The following is a 20,799-nucleotide window of genomic DNA, read 5'->3' as shown; positions in this document are numbered from 1 at the left end:
TCAGATTGTATGCTATTTAACTCCTTAGATTTTGCGGTTTTTCTTCCCATAGTTTTTGTACTGTATTGGTTTGTAGTAAATAAGCAAATAAAGTATCAAAACTTACTAATTGTCATGGCTAGCTACGTGTTTTATGGTTGGTGGGATTGGCGGTTTTTATCTTTAATACTTTTTAGTACCCTTGTAGATTATACTATCGGCTTAGCATTATCAAAACAACGGGATTTAGGAAAACGTAAACTACTACTTTGGGTAAGTGTTATTGTAAATCTTGGATTTCTAGGCTTCTTTAAATATTATAATTTTTTTATAGATAATTTTGTACAGGCTTTTTCATTTTTTGGTAGAGATATACAGCCTAATACCTTAAATATTATATTACCCGTTGGGATTAGTTTTTACACCTTTCAAACGCTAAGTTACACCATTGATGTTTATAAGCGACAATTGGAGCCTACCAAGGACTTTATATCCTTTGCTGCTTTTGTGAGTTTCTTTCCACAATTAGTTGCTGGTCCCATTGAGCGCGCTTCAAATTTATTACCTCAATTTTATGTAAGAAGACAATTCAATTACAATAAAGCGGTTGATGGTTTGCGACAAATACTTTGGGGTTTATTTAAGAAAGTGATTATTGCAGACAATTGTGCAAACGTTGCAAATACCATTTTTAATGGTTATGAAACCTATTCTGCCAGTACTTTAGCATTGGGAGCTGTGTTTTTTGCCTTTCAAATTTATGGAGATTTTTCGGGGTATTCAGATATTGCTATAGGAACTTCTCGTCTTTTCGGATTCGACTTAAAACAGAACTTTGCCACGCCTTATTTTTCTAGAGATATGGCTGAGTTTTGGAGACGTTGGCACATCTCGCTGTCCACTTGGTTTCGTGATTATGTTTATATCCCTTTAGGAGGTTCTAGAGGTTCAAAATGGAATCAAGTCCGTAATGTGTTTATTATTTTTATTGTGAGTGGTTTTTGGCATGGTGCTAACTGGACCTTTATTATTTGGGGGGCATTAAATGCCTTGTATTTCTTACCTTTACTATTGCGGAATAAAAATCGGATGCATACCAATGTTGTAGCTCAATATACTATATTTCCTAATCTTACAGAGTTGCTTCAAATGTTAATAACGTTTGGTTTGACAGTTCTTGCTTGGGTCTTTTTTAGAGCAGAGAATGTCTCTATGGCCATTGATTTTATTTCTAAAATAGCGAATTCATCTTTATTTACATTGCCTCAAATTAGGCCAACTGATGTATTTGTTTTTTTACTAATTTTTGTTTTGATAGAATGGGCCGGAAGACGAAATTTATATGCCATAGAACGTTTGTGGTATGGATACCCTAAATTCATTCGATTATTTATATATTATACCATTGCGATGATTATCTTTTTTTATGGAGGTAAAACCCAAGAGTTTATTTATTTTCAATTTTAATGAAACGATTTATAATACATACAATCCTGTTTTTAGTTGTCTTGATAGCTAGTTTTCTTTTTGTGTTTAGTATGGCAGATGGTACAACCGATGCCTTTTATGGAAAGCTTTCATCACCAAAACAAACATCGCTTATAGTGGGGTCATCTAGAGCTAGTCAGGGTGTACATCCAAATATTATTGATTCTGTATATGGTTCAAAAGGCATATATAATTATGGGTTTACAATTTCAGCATCGCCATACGGTAAAGCATATTATAAAAGTATTTCAAGCAAACTCAAAAGGGATTATAAAAAAAATGTTTTTATAATTTGTGTCACTCCGTGGTCTTTAGCAGAAAATAAATTAACTAATAAAAATGAAATTGAGTATCCTGAAGATGCTGACTTTATTGGAAAAACAAATTTTGTTAATATAAATCCAAATATTGAATATCTTCTAGAATCTTTTATTCCTAAAAATGAGGCTATTATCAGAAACAAAAATCGAAAAGGCATGTATCAAACATTTTATGTGCAGGATAATGGTTGGTTGGAAGTAACTATAGAATCTGATATGATATCTAGGGAGTTTAGAACAAAAAATAAAATTGAAAGTTATAGAAAGAGATTAGTAAAGTACAATGGGATTTCTGAATATAGATTTGATTATTTAATTAAAACAATAAACTTATTTAAAGAACAGGGTGATGTATATTTAGTTAGGATACCTGTAATAGAAGCGATGTTAGAAATAGAAAATGAATTGATACCAGATTTTGATAAAAAAATGAATACGGTTGCAACAGATTATCAAATACCTTATATCAATATGATGCCATTTAAAGATGCTTATGAATATACGGATGGAAATCATTTAACTGTTGATTCAGGTAAAAAGTTTTCATTAGATTTAGCAATTCAAATGAAGAAACTGAAAAGCAATAATAATTAGAATGACAATAGGAATTGTACTTTCCCAAGCCCCAGCGTATTCTGAAACCTTTTTTAATTCAAAAATTAAAGGCTTGCAAGAAAATGGCCATGAGGTTACTTTATTTACTGGGCCTAGTCTAGAGACTTATAAACTTTGTACCCATAAAAAGAGTCGAGCTGTTAATCGGTTTTTAATACTACAAGTTTTTAACATGTTTATAGTTGGGTTTAGCTTGTTTCCAAATATAAGAGCGGTTCGGGAATTTATAAGATTAGAGCGTCAAGACGGTAGTTCTATGAGACGTATTTTGGAAAAAATTTATATTAATGCACAGCTCTTAAAATATAAAGGGGATTGGCTGCATTATGGATTTGGTACATTGGCGATAGACAAAGAATTAGTAGCGCAAGCCATAGGAGCCAAAATGGCGGTTAGTTTTAGAGGGTTTGATATTGGCGTTTATCCTTTAAAACATCCTAATTGTTATCATAAACTCTGGGATAACGTTTCGAAAATTCATGTCATTTCAAATGGTATTGCTGATCTGCTTTATAAAAATGGTTTTAAAGACCAAGCTCCTATTATTAAAATTACACCAGCTATAGATACGCTACACTTTAAAGCATCTACCTCTAATACGACCAATGAACCTATACAACTCATAACTGTAGCGCGTTTACATTGGATAAAAAATTTAGTTACAACTTTAGAAGCATTAGCGATTTTAAAAAAAAAGGGAGTTTCTTTTGAGTATAAGATTATAGGTACAGGCGAGGCCTACGAATCCTTAAAATTTGCTTGTTATCAATTAGAGCTTCTAGGGCAAGTGCAATTTTTAGGGAAATTGGAGCATAGCCAGGTGAAAGAACATTTAAATCGTTCTGATATTTACATACAATACAGTTTGCAGGAAGGTTTTTGCAATGCCGTTTTAGAAGCACAAGCTATGGGCTTACTTTGTGTAGTGAGTGACGCTGAAGGTCTATCAGAAAATGTAAAAGACAGCTATTCAGGCTGGGTAGTTCCCAAAAACAAACCAGAATTGTTAGCCAAAAAGATATTTGAAGTTATTCAATTACCTATGGAAGAAAAACTTAAAATCTCTGAACACGCCATAAAACGTGTGCAAGACCATTTTAATTTGGAGCAGCAAAAGGAGGCTTTTAATGCGTTTTATACAGACTAATTTTAAACTATTAAACAAGACTTTACTAAAATGCTATTTAACTCCATAGATTTTGCTATTTTTTTACCTGTTGTTTTTATTATTTACTGGTTTGTAGTTAACAAAAACCTGAAATTACAAAACTTCTTTATAGTTATTAGTAGTTATGTGTTTTACGGCTGGTGGGACTGGCGTTTCCTCTCTTTAATTCTTTTTAGTACGTTAGTAGATTATGCAGTGGGCGTGGCTTTATCGAAGCAAAATGATTTAAGTAAACGGAAAATTCTCTTATGGATTAGTATTCTTGTGAACTTAGGTTTTCTAGGTTTTTTTAAATACTATAACTTTTTCTTGGATAATTTTGTGACCGCGTTTTCTTTTTTTGGCACTGAGATTCAAGGCCGTTCCCTTAATATTATTTTACCTGTTGGTATTAGTTTTTATACGTTTCAAACTTTAAGTTATACTATTGATGTTTATAGAAGGCAATTAGAACCCACTAAGAATTTTGTATCCTTTGCCGCTTTTGTAAGCTTCTTTCCGCAATTAGTGGCTGGTCCCATTGAACGTGCGTCCAATTTATTGCCTCAGTTTTATGTAAAAAGGCAATTCAACTCTAAATTAGCTATAGATGGCTTACGGCAAATAATATGGGGTTTATTTAAAAAAGTGGTTATTGCTGACAACTGCGCACAATTTGCAAATGATATTTTTAATAATTACACAGACTATTCCTCCTCCACGCTTTTATTGGGTGCTATTTACTTTGCCTTTCAAATTTATGGTGATTTTTCAGGCTATTCAGACATTGCTATTGGAACCTCTAAACTCTTTGGTTTTAATTTAAAGCAGAATTTTGCCACACCTTATTTCTCTAGAGATATTGCCGAGTTTTGGAGGCGTTGGCACATCTCACTTTCTACATGGTTTCGAGATTATTTATATATTCCCTTAGGTGGATCTCGAGGTTCTAAAGGCAATCAAATTCGTAATGTTTTTATTATATTTATCGTTAGTGGCTTTTGGCATGGTGCGAATTGGACTTTTATTATTTGGGGTGCACTAAATGCCGTATATTTTTTGCCTTTGTTATTAAAAAATAAAAATCGGGTGCATACTAATGTTGTAGCAGAAAATAGTTGGTTGCCTAACTTAAAAGAGTTGTTTCAAATGGTTACGACTTTTGGGTTCACCATTTTCGCATGGATATTTTTTAGAGCCGAAAATGTAGAAATAGCATTTTTATACATTAAAAATATTTTTAAGTTTTCCATTGAGTTAAGTGACCGACTGAAATTAAACCGTTTTGCTTTTGAATTATTGCCACTATTAAGCATGCTAATACTGATTGAGTGGTTTTCGAGACAAAAAGAGCACCCTATTAAAAATGTGAAACACCCAACAGTATTTATGCTTTTAATTGTATTATTAATTGTTGTATTTGGTAGTTTTTCTAATATCCAAGAGTTTATTTATTTTCAATTTTAAGATTAAAACGTTTTCACAACTAAAAGTTAATACTCAAGTGCGTGATTATTTAGACATACTATATGACTTTTGAAAAACAACAACTATAACCGCATGAAAACATTTTTCAAACAATTTGTATTTGCTTTAACTGTTTTTTTTATCCTTTTAGTGATTTTGGATTTGGTGTACACCCAAATTTACAGTCATCCAGTATATGCAAGAAACAAAGTGAATTGGCTAATGAATAAGGAGCCCAATCAACAATTCGATTATGCTATTTTTGGATCTTCACGCGTCTTTTTTCATTTAAATCCGCAACAAATTAAATCTGAAACAGGCTTAAGCGGTATCAACCTTGGCTATCCTGGATCTAATAATTTTGAAATTAAATTGATGGTTAAAGAATTTTTAAAGCATCAAAAAACTAAAAAGATATTTATTCAAGTAGATGAACAATATAATAAAGAGCGTTTAGATCCCATAGCAATAATTCCTTGGATGCCATTTATAAAAGACGACTATATTTATAATGAGATTAAAACTGTTGATTCTGCAGCGGTTTATAAAAAGTACATTCCATTTTATCGTTATATGGTTTATGATTCTAAATTAGGATTTCGAGAAATTATGATGAGTTTTATAAACGCCAATAAGTTTGATTCTACTAATGGGTTTGCTGTACCTTCAGGAATCATGCAGAAGCGTAGAGAATTAAGTACTATAAAACTTGAAAACAAAAAAAATAATCAATTACAAATTATTATAGATATTTGTAAAAAAGAAAATATTGATTTATTCTTTTTTACAGCTCCCTATTATAATACTTCAATTAATACTGAAGTTTTAAAGGAGCAATTACCTAATTATCGTGATTTTTCAGGTGTTTTTAGGGAAATGGATTACTTTGGTGACCCTTCGCATTTAAGTAAAAAGGGTGCAGAAGCGTTTACAAGTTTGTTTAGTAATACCTATTTTAAAAACTGACAAGCGTTATTATTTTTGAATATGAAACTATACTATCCACCTGAACATTATAACGCTTCCTACCGTCGCCAAGTATTTCCTTTATTAAAACCCTTTATAAAAGATGCTAATTTTACTGATGTCCAAAGGATAAAAGGCTATGGTGTTAGTGCACGCAATTTTATTATAGTTGAAGCTATAGGTGACGCCGAAGTTGTTATTTTACCTATGTCTTGGAATTATTACGCCAATACTAAACAATTGGCTTTAGCATATGCTTTTATTGAAAAGGCACAAGGGCTGGGTAAACCAATATGGTCTATAAATAATGGTGATTTTGGTGTGAAATTACCGCCAATTAAAAATCTAAAAGTATTCAGACAGAGTGGTTATATCTCCAATAAACAACAAGGTCATGTTGGTTTTCCATCTATTATAGAAGATTATTTAACTAAGAATAAATTAAATAAAACGTATTTAAATATTGACTACAGTGCACAACCAATCGTCGGATTTTGTGGGTTAGCAATTGATTCTAAAAAAAATGCCATTCTAGAAGTTGCCAAACAGGTTTATAGAAATTTAAGAAGCTACTTACGATTTAATAGTCATGAGCCACAGGAAATTTTGTCAACAAGTTATTTACGAGCCTCTTTGTTAAAGCGATTGGAAATTAATGCAGCTATTGATAGTCGCTTTATTAAACGATTAAAATATCGTGCAGGTGTAACTAAGAATAAAGAAACAGATAGCACAACTGCGGATTTTTATAATAATATATTAGACTCGCAATACGTATTATGTGTCCGTGGTGCTGGGAATTTTTCTGTGCGTTTCTATGAAACCCTTATGATGGGACGTATTCCTTTATATGTGCATACTGATGGGTATTTACCCTTGTCCGATATCATTGATTGGAAAGACCATGTTGTTTGGGTGGACTATAAGGATAGACGTAACATATCACAAATTTTATTAGACTTTCATCAACAATTAGATCCGGATGCTTTAAGCGCTTTGTTTAAAAAAAATCGTAAGTTGTGGCGTGAAAAATTAACCTTATCTGGTTTTTTTGAAGCACAAGAGGTGAATATATAATAGAGTGGCTAAAAATAAAAGTGCTTCTGAAAGTTATAAATTATAGGAGTTGTAATATTAGATTTTCTAGACTGTATTTAAAAAAAAAAACAAATAAATGAAAACCTGTTTTCTTTCTTATAATATTATGTCAACTTCCACAGGTGATTATTTTATAACGTTGAGCAATAAATTATCACAGGATTATAAGGTTATAGTAATAGCAGGTAAAATTCGAGATACAAAAATTAAGCTAAATGAAAATATAGTTGTTTTAAAGTGGCCATCAGTACGGCCAACAACATGGAAAGATTTTTGGTTTCTTTTCAAATTAGTCCAAACTTATAAGCCAGACCTAATGATTTCTATGTTTGGTTTTGTTAATATGTTTTTAATTGTTGGTAGGCTGTTTGGTGTTAAAAATAGAGTTGCTTGGATAAGAACTTTAAGCTCTCAATATGCTCAAAAAAGATATAAGGTGCTAAGAAAGTCTTTTATTTATAGCTTAGCTACCACTATTATAACCAACTCCAATGCGACTAAAATAGATGTTGCCAATTTTTTTAAAATACCATCTCGTAAAATAACGGTACTTCCAAATTCAGTTAAAGATTATAGTTCCACATTACAAGGGGTAACCACGGATAATAAGAATTTATTATATGTTGGACGTTTGCATTCTAGCAAAGGCATTGATGTTTTAATCCGTGCGTTTTCTCAAATAGTTAAGAAATTCCCGATTATGCGTTTGGATATCATTGGTCAAGGTCCATTTTTAAATGAATTACTCGATCTTACAATAGCATTAGGTGTTTCTAACCACGTTTCATTTTTAGGTGAAAAAAACAAAGAATCTGTATTGAGCGCTTATAAAAAATCGTATTGCACTATTATTCCAAGTCGTTCTGAAGCCTTTGGCTTTACCGTTATTGAGGCTATGAGTACTGGCACTTGTGTAATAGGTGCGAATAATACAGGTATTAAAGAAATTATTATTCATGAAGAAACAGGATTATTATTTGAAACAGACCGTTCTGATGATTTGGTTAATAAATTAGAAACACTTTTAATGGATGAAAGTTATAGAAATTTCTTAGCAACCTCTGGTTACAAAAGGTTTATAAAATACTATGAAACTTCTTATGCGATAGATCGAGATGCTACTTTTTTCAAGAGCTTATAGAATCAATAAAAATACTATGAATGACGTTAAAAACCATATAACTCTTCTTTTGACCGGTACAATTACCCCTAATAGTTTTGATACTTTGGCATTAAAAGATCCTGATGTAAGAAGGAATCAATATATTGAAGCCATAAAGTTTTATTTGTCAACAACGAATTTAAGTATTGTTTTTACTGAAAATTCAGGATGTTCAATAGAAAATGAGTTTGACAATTTTAAGGACAAAGAGAGATTAGAATTTTTAACATACAAGTCAGAACCAACAACACCAGATAAAGGAAAAGGAGCCAAGGAACTTGAAATTATACACTATGCTATGTATCATTCTGAATTTATATCAGATTCTGATGCTATTATTAAAGTTACTGGTAGATTAAAGATTTTAAATATTCATAAATTACATAAGGATTTTTCATTTTTTAATAAAAACAAAAAAAATTTACTTGCCTGTAATATCTATAAATTAACAAGAATGGATTCACGTTGTTTTTTCTTTACAAAGGATTTTTGGCCATGTTTAGAAACGTTTGGTAAGCTTATTAATCTTAAATATTCATTTGAGCAGGCTCTATGGGACTCTGGATTGCAGTATTTAAGAGATGGAAGTGAATATAAACAGTTTAAAAGACCTTTAAGAGTAAGTGGGATTAGTGGTGGATTTGGAACGCCTTACGATGATAGTCCTTTAATTGCACAGATAAAGTGTGTTAGACATTATTTTAGAGCGCCATATTGTTATTTAAAACTAAAAAAAGACATTTAATTTATAACTAAACTGAATAACACTATAGTTATTAATTCATTAGGCTTAAAACAAAACTCTTTTTATAAAAATTTTTTCAAGAAAAGAACTTATAAGATTTATAAATATGGATATAATTAAAAATAATATAGTTATTCTTATGACCGGTACTATTAATCCCAATAGTTTTGCAACTTTGGCTTTAAAAGATCCTGATACAAGAAGAGCGCAGTATATTGAAGCTATAAAGTTTTATTTGGAAAAAACGAGCTTAAATATTGATTTTACTGAAAACTCAGGAACCTCAATTGAAAGTGAATTTGAACATGACGATAATAAGGATAGATTGGAGTTTTTAACATACAAATCCGAACCATCTATACCAGATAGAGGAAAAGGAGCAAAAGAGCTCGAAATTATAAGTTATTCAATTTTTCATTCTAAATTTATTTCAAAATCTGATGCTATTGTAAAAATTACTGGAAGACTAAAAATATTAAATATCATAGATTTAAATTCAAATTTTTTCGCTTTAACGAAGAGATATAAAAAAGTTTATTCTTGTAATATTTATAAAGTGACTAAAATGGATGCTCGGTGCTTCTTTTTTACCAAAGATTTTTTCCCTTATTTAGAACAGGTAGGACGAGCAATAAATCTCAAATATTCAATAGAGATGGCATTATGGGATTCTGTTTTTGAATATCTAAAATTTAATGGGACTTATAAGCAACTGAAACGTCCTTTAAGGATTGAAGGTGTCAATGCTGGTTTTGGAACATCTTATGAAGATAGCTTTATTTCTGCGACAGCCAAACGGGTAAGACATTTTGTTAAAGCTCCATATTATTATCGTAAAATATCACACAAAATAAAACTCGAACATAAAGGTTAAAACCATAAATTATTGAAAATATTAATTCTTTATACGTACAACAAAAGCCTATTATCTGAGTTTTTTCAAGAGCTTTCGGAAAAACTTTGTGCAGATGGTTTTGAGGTGGTCAATTTTTACTTAAAGCATGAAAAATCTCAATTTAAAATAAACAATGTGAGTTTTTATGGTGAAAAGCGAGGAAATTTAGTTGCAAACTATAGGGAGATCTATAAGATAATTAAACAAATTAAGCCTGATGTGGTCATTTCTAATTTTAGTTATATTAATCCCGCTATTTTATTTGGAAAGCTATTAGGGGTAAAAATAAATATTGCGTGGTTCCATACAGCTTTTGGGCACACCAAACCGAACTTGTTAAAAATATGGAATAAATCGCTCTACTTAAATTTGGCGGATGTTGTACTGACCAATTCAAAATCTTTACAAAGTGAAATGCATACGGTGTACAAGGTTCCAAAAGATAAAACTAGACGCATCCCTTTTTGGACATCTATTGAAAACTATAGCTCTAATCCCAATAATTTAAAAATATCAAAGCAAGAGTCGGTTGTAAACATTGGTTGCCCAGGACGGTTATTTGCCAATAAAAATCATGCTATGGTAATAGAAGCCTTATCTCAGTTAAAGAACAATAGAAAACAAACTGTTAGATTGTTCATTGCAGGAAACGGACCTTATAAAAAGCATTTACAGCAAATGGTAACGGATTTGGATATGGAAGACGATGTAATATTTTTAGGTTTGTTAAATGTAAATGAGATGACTTCGTTTTATAAAGCCATGGATGTGATAGTCTTACCGAGTTTTTATGAAGCTTTTGGGTTGGTCTTTATTGAAGCTATTGCATTGGGCACCTCCGTTTTGGTTTCAAATACTTTTGGAGCTTTGGATTTTATTAATAGGAAAAAATTCTCAATTGACCAATTTAGTTTTAATCCACATGACATTTCAGATTTAATTGATAAATTAGACCCTTATCTAAATTATACAGGATTAGAGTCCAATTATTTTAAAAGGATGTATGAGGAATCTTTTGAAAAGGAACTTATTTATAATCAAATAAAGACAGTCATTTTAAATTAAAACATCCGATTTTAAAATACTTTTCAGCTTTAAAACTATATTAGTAAACGCTATTAATGCCATTTGAATTTCTAAAATACTTACAGCCCACCAATTATTTTCGTTTGTTTATAAAAACAGGAGTCAGTGTATTCCCAAAAATTGAAGTTTTATCAGGTTCAGTTCTAAAACAACTTCATGAAGATTTTGGTTACGAGACAGCACTGGCAAGAGCCTATGATTTATCTTGGCAAGCGATTCAAAAAGGCTACATTGGAACAACCGAAACTTATACAGCGTTTGATAACTTACCTTTAACAGATGATTACCGTTTTATTCGAAAATATTTTCATATAGCCTGGGTTCTTTATGTTCTTTTTATCAGGCTCTTTAGTTTAAAAAACCCATTTAAAGAATTAAAAGCATTTTATGTTACCAGACATACAAAGCGAAGCACTTATTTAAAAACACCAATTCAATATCCTAATTGGGAGAATTTCCAATCTCCACTTATCAAAAGTCAACCGAAAATAACGGTCGTTATTCCAACCCTAAATCGATATATCTATTTAAAAGATGTTTTAAAAGATTTAGAACAACAAGACTATACTAATTTTGAAGTTATTGTAGTCGATCAGTCTGAACCCTTTCAAGAAAATTTTTATACGTCTTTCCAATTAGATTTACAGCTTATTTACCAAGAAGAAAAAGCACTTTGGCTGGCTAGAAACACAGCGATTAAAAAGGCTACAGGTGATTATCTATTACTATTTGATGATGATAGCCGTGTGGATCCCAATTGGATTTCTATGCATTTAAAATGTTTAGATTATTTTAATGCAGCTATTTCTTCTGGTGTTTCCATTTCGAAGCTAGGAGCAAAAGTACCAGAGAATTATGATTTTTTTAGACTTAGCGATCAATTAGATACTGGTAATGTTTTGATTAAAAAAGAGGTTTTTAAACGTATAGGTCTCTTTGATCGGCAATTTGAAAAACAACGTATGGGCGATGGGGAATTTGGATTACGTGCGTATTTACAGGGGTTTTTAAATATTTCCAACCCATATTCTGGCCGTTTGCATTTAAAGGTCGATTCTGGTGGCTTACGGGAGATGGGTAGTTGGGATGCCTTTAGAACTAAAAAATGGTTTGCACCAAGACCCATCCCTAGTGTCTTGTATTTTTATAGACGTTATTTTGGAAACAAAGCGGCTAAATTTGCATTATGTAGAACAGTGCCTTTATCTGTTATGCCTTACCAATTTAAAAAAAACAAACCTATGTTGGTGCTTGGGGGACTTTTGAGTGTCTTGCTGATGCCAATTGTGGTTTTTCAGGTGTTAAAAAGTTGGAGACTTTCTGGTAAGAAGTTGGATGAAGGAGCTATGATAGAAAGGGTTGATTGAAGATTGGAGATTGTTGATTGAAGATTGGAGATTGGAGATTGAAGATTGGAGATTGGAGATTGGAGATTGAAGATTGGAGATTGAAGATTGGAGATTGAGGATTTTTGATTTTTGATTGGAGAAGCGCTAAGTTGTTATATTAATTGACTTTTTAAAAGTGCTTCGCCTTTTAGGTCAAACCTTCCGATTTTTGTTGGCACAAAAACCACCTTCCTTCGGCTGAAGGAAGGAGCTGGGTTGGTATGGAGATTTGGGGTTGGAGGTTGTTGATTGGAGATTGTTGATTGAGGATTTTTGATTTTTGATTGGAGAAGCGCTAAGTTGTTATATTAATTGACTTTTTAAAAGTGCTTCGCCTTTTAGGTCAAACCTTCCGATTTTTGCTGTTGCAAAAACCACCTTCCTTTGGCTGAAGGAAGGAGCTTGGTTGGTATGGAGATTTGGGGTTGGAGATTGTTGATTGAGGATTTTTGATTTTTGATTGGGGAAGCGCTAAGTTGTTATATTAATTGACTTTTTAAAAGTGCTTCGCCTTTTAGGTGAAACCTTCCGATTTTTGCTGTTGCAAAAACCACCTTCCTTTGGCTAAAGGAAGGAGCTTGGTTGGGGTTGGAAAGGTTATGAATGGTTTGTTGTTGGTTGTGGAGGAGTTAAATTGACTTTTTAAAAGTGCTTCGCCTTTTAGGTCAAACCTTCCGATTTTTGCTGGCGCAAAAACCACCTTCCTTTGGCTAAAGGAAGGAGCTGGGTTGGGGTTGAATTTGAAGTTGGGATTGAAGTGATTGATTTGCTTTCAATGATGGTGACATAAAAAAACAAGAAAAATAAATAGTGTTGATTAAGAAGAATATTCTCATTGTGACCTCTGAATTTCCTCCGCAACCTGGGGGGATAGGGAATCATGCTTATAATTTAGCGTTGTACTTGGCTGAGAATGACTATGCAGTGACAGTGATTGCAGATCAGCGGGATGTGGATGCGACTGAGGAAAGGCGTTTTGATGGGAGTTTGCCTTTTAGGGTGAAGCGTATTTCTATGCGATCCTTACGGTTTTTGATGTATATTCAACGGATTATCACCACTTTTAAAGAGTTTAGGAACACAGATGTTGTTATTGCTACAGGGAAGTTCTCCTTATGGAATGTGGCCTTTGGTTCCCTATGTTTTAAACGCAAGACCATGGCGGTGATTCATGGGACGGAAGTCAATTTTAAGTCGGCTTGGCTAAAGAGATCTATAGACCTTTCTTTACAACGGTTTGACCAGATTGTGGCGGTGTCTCATTATACCAAATCCTTAGTCAGCCATTTGAATAAAGACGTTCAGGTTATTCCTAATGGAATTTCGATATCGGATTGGAAGCTACCCCAGTCAAGAACCAAGCTTAAAGGATCTCCAGTTTTAACGACGGTTGGTCGGGTGAGTTCTCGAAAAGGACAGTTGAATGTGATTCAGCAACTTCCCGAATTGCTGAAACATTTTCCAGAGCTTCATTACCATTGTGTGGGGATTCCCACTGAAGCGGATGACTTTATGGTCATAGCCCAATCTTTAGGAGTTGAAGACTATATTACTTTTCATGGAAGTGTGAGTGAGGAACGATTAAAGCAAGTGCTTCAAGCTACGGATATTTTTGTGATGTTAAGCTCAGAAAGCCGTTCTGGAGATGTGGAAGGTTTTGGTATAGCCATTTTAGAGGCGAATGCTATGGGCGTTCCGGCGATTGGTTCTAAAGGCTGTGGTATTGAGGATGCTGTTTTGGATGGCGCATCTGGTTTTCTCATATCCAATGAGAGTGACATTGAGTTTAAAAACGCAATCAATCGGATTATGGCATCTCCAATTAATTTTAAACAGGAGGCTTTAAAATGGGCAAACCAACATTCATGGAGTACTATTATTAAACGCTATGAAGAACTCATCGAAAACTAGTTTATGAACTTAGCAGTCATATCACATACCGAACATTATAAAAGGCCTGATGGCACCATTGTTGGTTGGGGGCCGACAGTAACAGAGCTTAATCATTTATTAGAAGTGTTCGATACTATATATCATGTAGCTATGTTGCATGATGAAGAAGCTCCCGCTAGTGCTCTACCCTATAGCTCAGATAAAATAGTTTTTATATCTCTACCCGCATTGGGAGGTCAATCCGTTGGTGACAAGTTGAAACTTGTATGGAAATCTCCTGAAGTATTAAGAATTATTAGGCAAACTTTAAAGAAGGTTGATTGGTTTCAGTTTAGAAGCCCTACAGGAATAGGGATGTATGTGATTCCTTATTTAACCTTCTGTGCTAAAACTCCTGGATGGTTTAAATATGCAGGGAATTGGAATCAGACAAATCCACCCTTAGGCTATCGTTTGCAACGCTGGATGTTAAAACGACAATCTCGAAAAGTGACTATTAATGGGCACTGGGAAAACCAGCCAGAGCATTGTTTAACTTTTGAAAATCCTTGTTTAACCACTTCAGAGTTGCAGCAAGGGGAGGTATTGAATAAGCAAAAATCATTTGATGGTCAATTAACTTTTTGCTACGTGGGGCGGTTGGAGAAGCCTAAGGGGGTTGAACGCATCATTCAAGCTATTACTGAATTGTCAGATGGAGAAAAGGAACAAATAAAGGTGGTTCACTTAGTGGGGGATGGTCCAGATAAAGCTGCTTTCATGACTTTGGCAGAAAACTCCGGTGTCTCTTTTATATTTCATGGTTTTTTATCAAGAGGACAGGTTTTTGAAATTTATAAAGAAAGTCAGGTGTTTTTAATGCCTACAACGGCTTCAGAAGGTTTTCCTAAGGCCATTGCCGAAGCTATGAACTTTGGATGTATGCCTGTGGTATCTAATATATCGTCTATAGGTCAATATATAAAACATAAGGAAACAGGACTCTGTTTATCTGAAGTAACCGTGGCAGAATTGACCGCTATGATTCGTGTATTAAAGTCGATTGACATGAATCTCTACCATAATATTTTAAATAACCAACGACCAATTGTTGATAAGTTCAGTTTTAAGCACTATAATAATCGTATAATTGCTGAAATAATTAAACTAGCATAGTGCGCTATTTTAGGAATATTTGTTAGAAGCAAAGACTATTTATAAAGAACATTCATGATATTGAACATGAAAATCAGTGAATTTTAAAATAGTTGACAAGAATTAAGAAAAAAATGATATTTTTAACTCAAACTAATTCTATGCTAATTCTTTAATGCTGCTTAAAAAACTTCGCTGGATTATAAAGCGCCATCCTTTCTTATACCTTACTCGATTTCGAATCTTGTCTAAGAATAGTAGTATAGAAGCCATTCAAGACCTATCTTATAATGATTGGAATGCTAAAGAAGATATACCACCCTATTTTTATGAGATAAATACTAAGATTTTTAAGGATGGGAAGCCTGATGCTGATTTGGAGCTTATTAAGCAGTTGGTGACGTGGTTGTATTCTCATTCTAAAGTAGGGCCTGGATTAAGTGAGCCATCGGATAAAGCTTTAGAAACGTTATTATATGGGAAGGGCGGTGTATGTAGTGATATGGCACAGGTATTTAATAATTTCTGTGTGATTAATGATATCAAAGTACGCGAATGGGGAACTACCAGTGCACCTTTTAGCAGAGATAATGGTGGCCACTCCTTTAATGAGGTGTTTATTAAAGAATTGAACAAGTGGGTATTGATTGATCCGTCTTGGGGGATGTTGTTTTTTGAGGAAAATAAAGAGCAGCCATTGTCTGTGCTCAAAGTTTTTGAATTTTCTAGAAAGCGGCAAAAGTTGGTGTTTTCATCCTTTATTCGAAACAAAGACATTACGAAGTCACAAGTCAATAAAAATTATTTAAACCCAGATATAACCCCATTCCTTATATGTGCCTATCGGAATAAAACTTATGACCGTTATTTAAAATTATATCGAGCTTATCTTCCTGTTTTTATTATCCACTTTCTTGTATATCTGACCAATAAAAGTTACCATTATAAATTTCCCTTAGATAATTATAAAAGTATATTTTCTTAAAATTGTTTCTTTAATTCGATATCAATAATCAAATTTTTAGATTTACGCTTTCACTCAAATAAGACCTTAAATAAATCCATTGAAAACCAATATTACCTATATCAGTGCCATCGGTTTACACGCCGTCATAGGTATGTTTATTTATTTTAATGAAAGTTTAGCGAAGCTTTATTTTTTTAGCGCTTTATTTTATTTTCTGTATCGTATTATCATGATTTCAGATGATAAAAAAACTTACGAAGTTTTAAAAGCTTGTGCGTATTTTGTTGGTATTGAAGTTTTTATGAGAACAACTAAAGGGTCTGTGTCTTATGAAGCGTCTAAATATTTAGTGATGCTTTTTGTAATGATAGGCATGTTTTATAAAGGTGTTTCAGGTAGAGCTTATCCCTATCTTTTTTATCTAATGTTCCTCATACCCTCTATTTTTGTGGCCTCTACCACCTTAAGTTTTGATGCCAACTTTAGAACCAATATCGCATTCGTATTGAGTGGGCCGGCTTGCTTAGGGGTTGCAGCACTATTTTGTTATGATAAAAAAGTGAGTCCAAATCAATTACATAAAGTGTTATTATATATGCTTTTGCCTTTAATTGCACATATGGTTTATAACTTCTTTTATACACCAGATCTTAGAGAAGTTATTACCAATACGGCGTCTAATACAGCGGCTTCTGGTGGATTTGGGTCCAACCAAGTGGCTACCGTGTTTGGTTTAGGCATGTTTATTTTAGCGGTGCGGTTTTTTGTAAAATCGCCAAGTATACCCTTGAAAATTTTGAATATTAGCCTTTTTGCCATGCTTAGTTTTAGAGCCTTAGTGACTTTAAGTAGAGGTGGTATTTATGCCGCTGTAATTGCTCTTATTGCATTTTTAGTCATGTATTACGGCTACGTTAACTATAGAAGGCGAAGTGAACTGATTATGTTATTAGGGGTTTTTTGTTTTAGTATTTTTGCAGTGTGGACCTATTCTTCTGTACAAACTAACAATATGCTTGATAAGCGTTATGCTAATAAGGATTCTTTAGGACGCGAAAAAGAGGATATAAGTACTGGGCGTGTCGATTTATTTGTTGAGGAAATTGAAGGATTTATATCAAGTCCATTTTTCGGAATTGGTTCCAGTCGGGCTAAGGATCAGCGGATTGAGGATTCTGGACAAGGGGTTATTTCTCATAATGAAGTAAGTCGTACCTTGGCAGAACATGGCGTCTTAGGCGTGGCTATACTGATTATTTTGATTTTTAAACCCTTATATTATCGGTCACAGAATAAAAATAACATCTATTTCTATGCCTTCTTATGTCTATGGTTTGCAACTATTAACCATTCAGGAATGCGAATCGCTATGCCGGCTTTTATATACGCCTTAGCTTTATTAAATGTCACTAATGAAAAACGTCCTTTACATAGGAAACAACTTAGCAGGTAAGGCTCATAATGTCTCTTATATTAAGATATTAGGTGGTTTATTGGAGCAGGAGGGTTATACCCTTTATTATGCCTCTAGTCAGACTCATAAGTTGTTACGCTTATTGGATATGCTTTTCCATGTTATCCGACTACGGTGTAAAGTTGATGTGGTCCTCATAGATACCTATAGTACTCAAAACTTTTATTATGCTTATGCAGTGAGTCAGCTTTGTCGTTGGCTTCAACTCGATTATATACCTATACTGCATGGTGGCAATTTACCGGCTCGTTTGGAAAGTCATCCTAAATTAAGCAGCGCTCTTTTCAATCATGCGAAACATATAGTATCCCCTTCGTTATACCTCAAAGAAGCCTTTGAAACTAATGGATATAAGCCTATTGTTCATATCCCTAATACGGTTCAGCTCCATAATTATACGTTTCAATCAAGAACTTATGAGACACTTCGATTGCTATGGGTGCGTTCATTTTCAAAAATCTATAATCCCCAATTGGCCATACACGTTTTTCAGGCTATCAAAAAGCGTTACCCAGACGCCACATTATGTATGGTTGGGCCAGATTCTGATGGGAGTTTAGTCGAGGTGCAAGAATTAGCAAAAGAACTTGACGTTGACGTGGAATTTACAGGCAAGCTCTCTAAATCCGAATGGATCTCACGTTCTCAGGATTTTAATATATTTATAAATACGACCAATTTTGACAATACGCCAGTCAGCGTCATAGAAGCTATGGCTTTAGGTTTACCCGTTGTATCCACTAATGTTGGTGGGATGCCTTATTTAATTTCAAACAATGTTGATGGCTTATTAGTGGCACCCAACCAAATTAATGAGATGGTAGATGCTATTGTACGACTTAAGCAAGATGAATCTCTGAGGCAGCAAATAGTCAAGAATGCGCGCTCTAAAGTGGAAAAATTTGATTGGAAAGTGGTTAAACCAAAATGGGATGCGCTGTTATCTTAAATATAAGTTAAAATTCATTTGGACTTATTATCTTTACTTTGTAGTTTTCCCACATAATGGTCAAGAATAAAGGTATACATTTTGAAGTTTCTGAGCGTAAAGTCCTTCTTAGACTTTTGGACTTGGTTATGGTATTCATAGGGGTCTATAGCTTAAGTCTGTATTTTGATTTTGAATATATCGCCGTTAGCTGGAGCAATAGTGTCGCCTTACTATTACTGGGGTTTTATGTAGCTGTTTTCGGAACTATTTTTGAATTGTATGATCTGGAAAGCGCAAGCCGTTTCGATGTGACGTTTAAAAACGTTGTGATAACTGCGTCAACTACCGTATTGTTCTACTTATTTACTCCTATTCTGTCGCCTATACTTCCTAATGAACGTATGCAAATCGTTTATCTGTATTTAAGTATCATTGTATGTATACTTTTATGGCGGATAGTGTATATCAACCTTATTGAGTCTCCTCGGTTTTATAAACGTGTGCTCTTGGTAGGAGACGGTTGTATGATTGAACGACTGATAAAAGCCTTAGGTAAATATGATAAAAACTATAAGATTGTAGGCTATATCAATAGTACAGATACCTGTTCAGCGAATGAAAAGTATGATAAGTTGACAGAATATGATTCTAAGGATTTATTACAAACGGTTAGACAAAAGGGCGTGTCTGAAATTTTGGTGGCCAGTTTTAAAACCGATGATATCAAATCTGAGGTTCATAATGATCTTCTCACCTTATTGCAACGTGGTTTTAAAATTAGAGATTATACGCAGGTGTATGAGGAATTACTGCATAAGGTGCCTATTCAGTTTGTAGGGAAGGACTTCTATAAATATTTTCCGTTTAGTCGAAGTAATGAGAATAAGCTGTATATGCTTTTTCAGCGAACTTTTGATATCGTATTTTCTATCATTGGCTTACTCTTAGGGTCGCTATTATTGCCTTTTATTCTTATAGGAAATGCCATTGGTAATAAAGGGCCTTTGTTTTATTCTCAAGATCGTGTGGGTAAGAACTCCGAGTTGTTTCGCATACTTAAATTACGAACCATGGTGGTTAATGCGGAAAAAGATGGGGCAAAGTGGGCACAGAAAAATGATGCTCGGATTACTAAGTTCGGCATGTTTTTGCGTCGCTCTCGGATTGATGAGATTCCTCAGTTTTATAACGTACTCAAAGGACATATGAGTATTATTGGTCCTCGTCCAGAGCGTCCTTGCTTTGTGCAGGAGTTAGCGGAAGCGATTCCGTTTTACGAAACCAGACATATTATTAAACCGGGCTTAACGGGTTGGGCGCAGGTGAAAACCCGCTATGGGTCTTCGGTTGATGAAAGCTTGACTAAACTTCAGTATGATTTGTATTATATAAAACATCGTAGTGCGTTTTTGGATCTAAATATTGTGATAAAGACTATGAGTACTGTTTTGTATTATCGTGGGCAGTAGGGGTGTTGGAAGCTGGAAGTTGGAGGTTGTTACGCGGAGATTCGCAGAGGAGACGCGGAGAGTCACGGAGGTTTGTTGGAAGTTGGAGGCTCGAAGCTAGAAGTTGGATGCTCGAAGTTGTTACGCGGAGATTCGCAGAGGGCACGCGGAGAGTCACGGAGGTTTGTTGGAAGTTGGAGGCTCGAAGTTGGAAGCTCGTTGCTAGAACTTTCCGACTAAAAACTAACGTCTACAAACTAAAGACTTTTTACTCTTCCCGTTTCACTTCAACTCCCTAATCCTTAATACCTATTTCCTAATACCTAATGCCTAATCCCATTCAAATCACAACAGTCGACACATAACTCAAATTTAGAATCTAGACGATTGGAAGTTGGAAGTTGGAAGCTGTTACGCAGAGAATTATAGAGGAGGCGCGGAGGTTCGCGGAGACTAAGTTTTTATGTAATTGCCTCTCGATACAAAATTCCAGTTGGAATTTCACTCGAGGTGACAGTGGGAAGTCATTAGGTGGTAGTATTTAGTTGGTAGTTGGGAGATACGGGTTCGCGGAGGTTTATTGGAGGTTGGATGCT

At 33.9% G+C, this 20,799-nt stretch carries 17 protein-coding genes; all 17 read left to right on the top strand.

The features are described from left to right. The first annotated feature begins 9 nt into the window (after nucleotides 1-9). The 17 genes from DFQ11_RS08825 to DFQ11_RS08740 all read left to right on the top strand — a co-directional run bounded on the left by DFQ11_RS08825 (nucleotide 10) and on the right by DFQ11_RS08740 (nucleotide 20,224). The gene (locus DFQ11_RS08825) at nucleotides 10-1,446 is read left to right on the top strand and encodes an MBOAT family O-acyltransferase (RefSeq protein ID WP_110475483.1); all 1,437 of its coding nucleotides are present in this window, start codon (nucleotides 10-12) and stop codon (nucleotides 1,444-1,446) included. After that, entirely contained in the window at nucleotides 1,446-2,381 is a 936-nt protein-coding gene (locus tag DFQ11_RS08820; protein WP_146221514.1) for a hypothetical protein, read from the top strand. The genes DFQ11_RS08825 and DFQ11_RS08820 overlap by 1 nt, the downstream gene beginning before the upstream one ends. Before the next feature lies 1 nt (nucleotide 2,382). Continuing rightward, the gene (locus DFQ11_RS08815; RefSeq protein WP_110475481.1) at nucleotides 2,383-3,549 is read left to right on the top strand and encodes a glycosyltransferase family 4 protein; all 1,167 of its coding nucleotides are present in this window, start codon (nucleotides 2,383-2,385) and stop codon (nucleotides 3,547-3,549) included. 30 nt (nucleotides 3,550-3,579) lie between these two features. Then, the gene (locus DFQ11_RS08810) at nucleotides 3,580-5,016 is read left to right on the top strand and encodes an MBOAT family O-acyltransferase (RefSeq protein ID WP_110475480.1); all 1,437 of its coding nucleotides are present in this window, start codon (nucleotides 3,580-3,582) and stop codon (nucleotides 5,014-5,016) included. Nucleotides 5,017-5,109: 93 nt separating this feature from the next. Continuing rightward, nucleotides 5,110-5,982, top strand: coding sequence for a hypothetical protein (locus DFQ11_RS08805; protein WP_110475479.1), 873 nt, complete (start codon nucleotides 5,110-5,112; stop codon nucleotides 5,980-5,982). 21 nt (nucleotides 5,983-6,003) lie between these two features. Continuing rightward, entirely contained in the window at nucleotides 6,004-7,059 is a 1,056-nt protein-coding gene (locus DFQ11_RS08800; RefSeq protein ID WP_110475478.1) for an exostosin domain-containing protein, read from the top strand. A gap of 160 nt (nucleotides 7,060-7,219) precedes the next feature. Continuing rightward, on the top strand, nucleotides 7,220-8,221 hold the full coding sequence (locus DFQ11_RS08795; protein ID WP_189342987.1) for a glycosyltransferase family 4 protein: 1,002 nt from the start codon (nucleotides 7,220-7,222) through the stop codon (nucleotides 8,219-8,221). Between the two features lie 16 nt (nucleotides 8,222-8,237). Then, on the top strand, nucleotides 8,238-8,987 hold the full coding sequence (locus DFQ11_RS08790) for a hypothetical protein (protein WP_146221513.1): 750 nt from the start codon (nucleotides 8,238-8,240) through the stop codon (nucleotides 8,985-8,987). A 106-nt stretch (nucleotides 8,988-9,093) separates the two neighbouring features. Then, the gene (locus tag DFQ11_RS08785) at nucleotides 9,094-9,861 is read left to right on the top strand and encodes a hypothetical protein (protein ID WP_110475475.1); all 768 of its coding nucleotides are present in this window, start codon (nucleotides 9,094-9,096) and stop codon (nucleotides 9,859-9,861) included. Between the two features lie 12 nt (nucleotides 9,862-9,873). After that, nucleotides 9,874-10,947: a glycosyltransferase family 4 protein gene (locus tag DFQ11_RS08780; protein ID WP_110475474.1), complete on the top strand. Its 1,074-nt coding sequence runs from the start codon at nucleotides 9,874-9,876 to the stop codon at nucleotides 10,945-10,947. 56 nt (nucleotides 10,948-11,003) lie between these two features. Further along, nucleotides 11,004-12,335, top strand: a complete 1,332-nt coding sequence (locus DFQ11_RS08775; RefSeq protein ID WP_110475473.1) for a glycosyltransferase family 2 protein — start codon at nucleotides 11,004-11,006, stop codon at nucleotides 12,333-12,335. 831 nt (nucleotides 12,336-13,166) lie between these two features. Further along, on the top strand, nucleotides 13,167-14,267 hold the full coding sequence (locus tag DFQ11_RS08765; protein WP_110475471.1) for a glycosyltransferase family 4 protein: 1,101 nt from the start codon (nucleotides 13,167-13,169) through the stop codon (nucleotides 14,265-14,267). 3 nt (nucleotides 14,268-14,270) lie between these two features. Next, nucleotides 14,271-15,404 carry a glycosyltransferase gene (locus DFQ11_RS08760; protein WP_110475470.1) on the top strand — a complete coding sequence of 378 codons (1,134 nt, stop codon included), beginning with the start codon at nucleotides 14,271-14,273 and terminating at the stop codon, nucleotides 15,402-15,404. A 223-nt stretch (nucleotides 15,405-15,627) separates the two neighbouring features. Then, on the top strand, nucleotides 15,628-16,368 hold the full coding sequence (locus DFQ11_RS08755; protein WP_158524992.1) for a transglutaminase-like domain-containing protein: 741 nt from the start codon (nucleotides 15,628-15,630) through the stop codon (nucleotides 16,366-16,368). Nucleotides 16,369-16,447: 79 nt separating this feature from the next. Continuing rightward, nucleotides 16,448-17,803, top strand: a complete 1,356-nt coding sequence (locus tag DFQ11_RS08750) for an O-antigen ligase family protein (protein ID WP_229791246.1) — start codon at nucleotides 16,448-16,450, stop codon at nucleotides 17,801-17,803. After that, complete coding sequence (locus DFQ11_RS08745) at nucleotides 17,763-18,773, top strand: glycosyltransferase family 4 protein (protein ID WP_110475468.1); 1,011 nt, start codon at nucleotides 17,763-17,765, stop codon at nucleotides 18,771-18,773. Before DFQ11_RS08750 ends, DFQ11_RS08745 begins: the two co-directional genes overlap by 41 nt. Before the next feature lie 56 nt (nucleotides 18,774-18,829). Beyond that, nucleotides 18,830-20,224: an exopolysaccharide biosynthesis polyprenyl glycosylphosphotransferase gene (locus tag DFQ11_RS08740; protein ID WP_110475467.1), complete on the top strand. Its 1,395-nt coding sequence runs from the start codon at nucleotides 18,830-18,832 to the stop codon at nucleotides 20,222-20,224. The last annotated feature ends 575 nt before the right edge of the window (nucleotides 20,225-20,799 follow it).

It is taken from the genome of Winogradskyella epiphytica, assembly GCF_003217215.1.
Taxonomy (GTDB): Bacteria; Bacteroidota; Bacteroidia; order Flavobacteriales; family Flavobacteriaceae; genus Winogradskyella; species Winogradskyella epiphytica.
The sequence above is the reverse complement of the archived record's forward strand: the minus strand, read 5'-3'. Positions and strand labels throughout refer to the sequence as shown.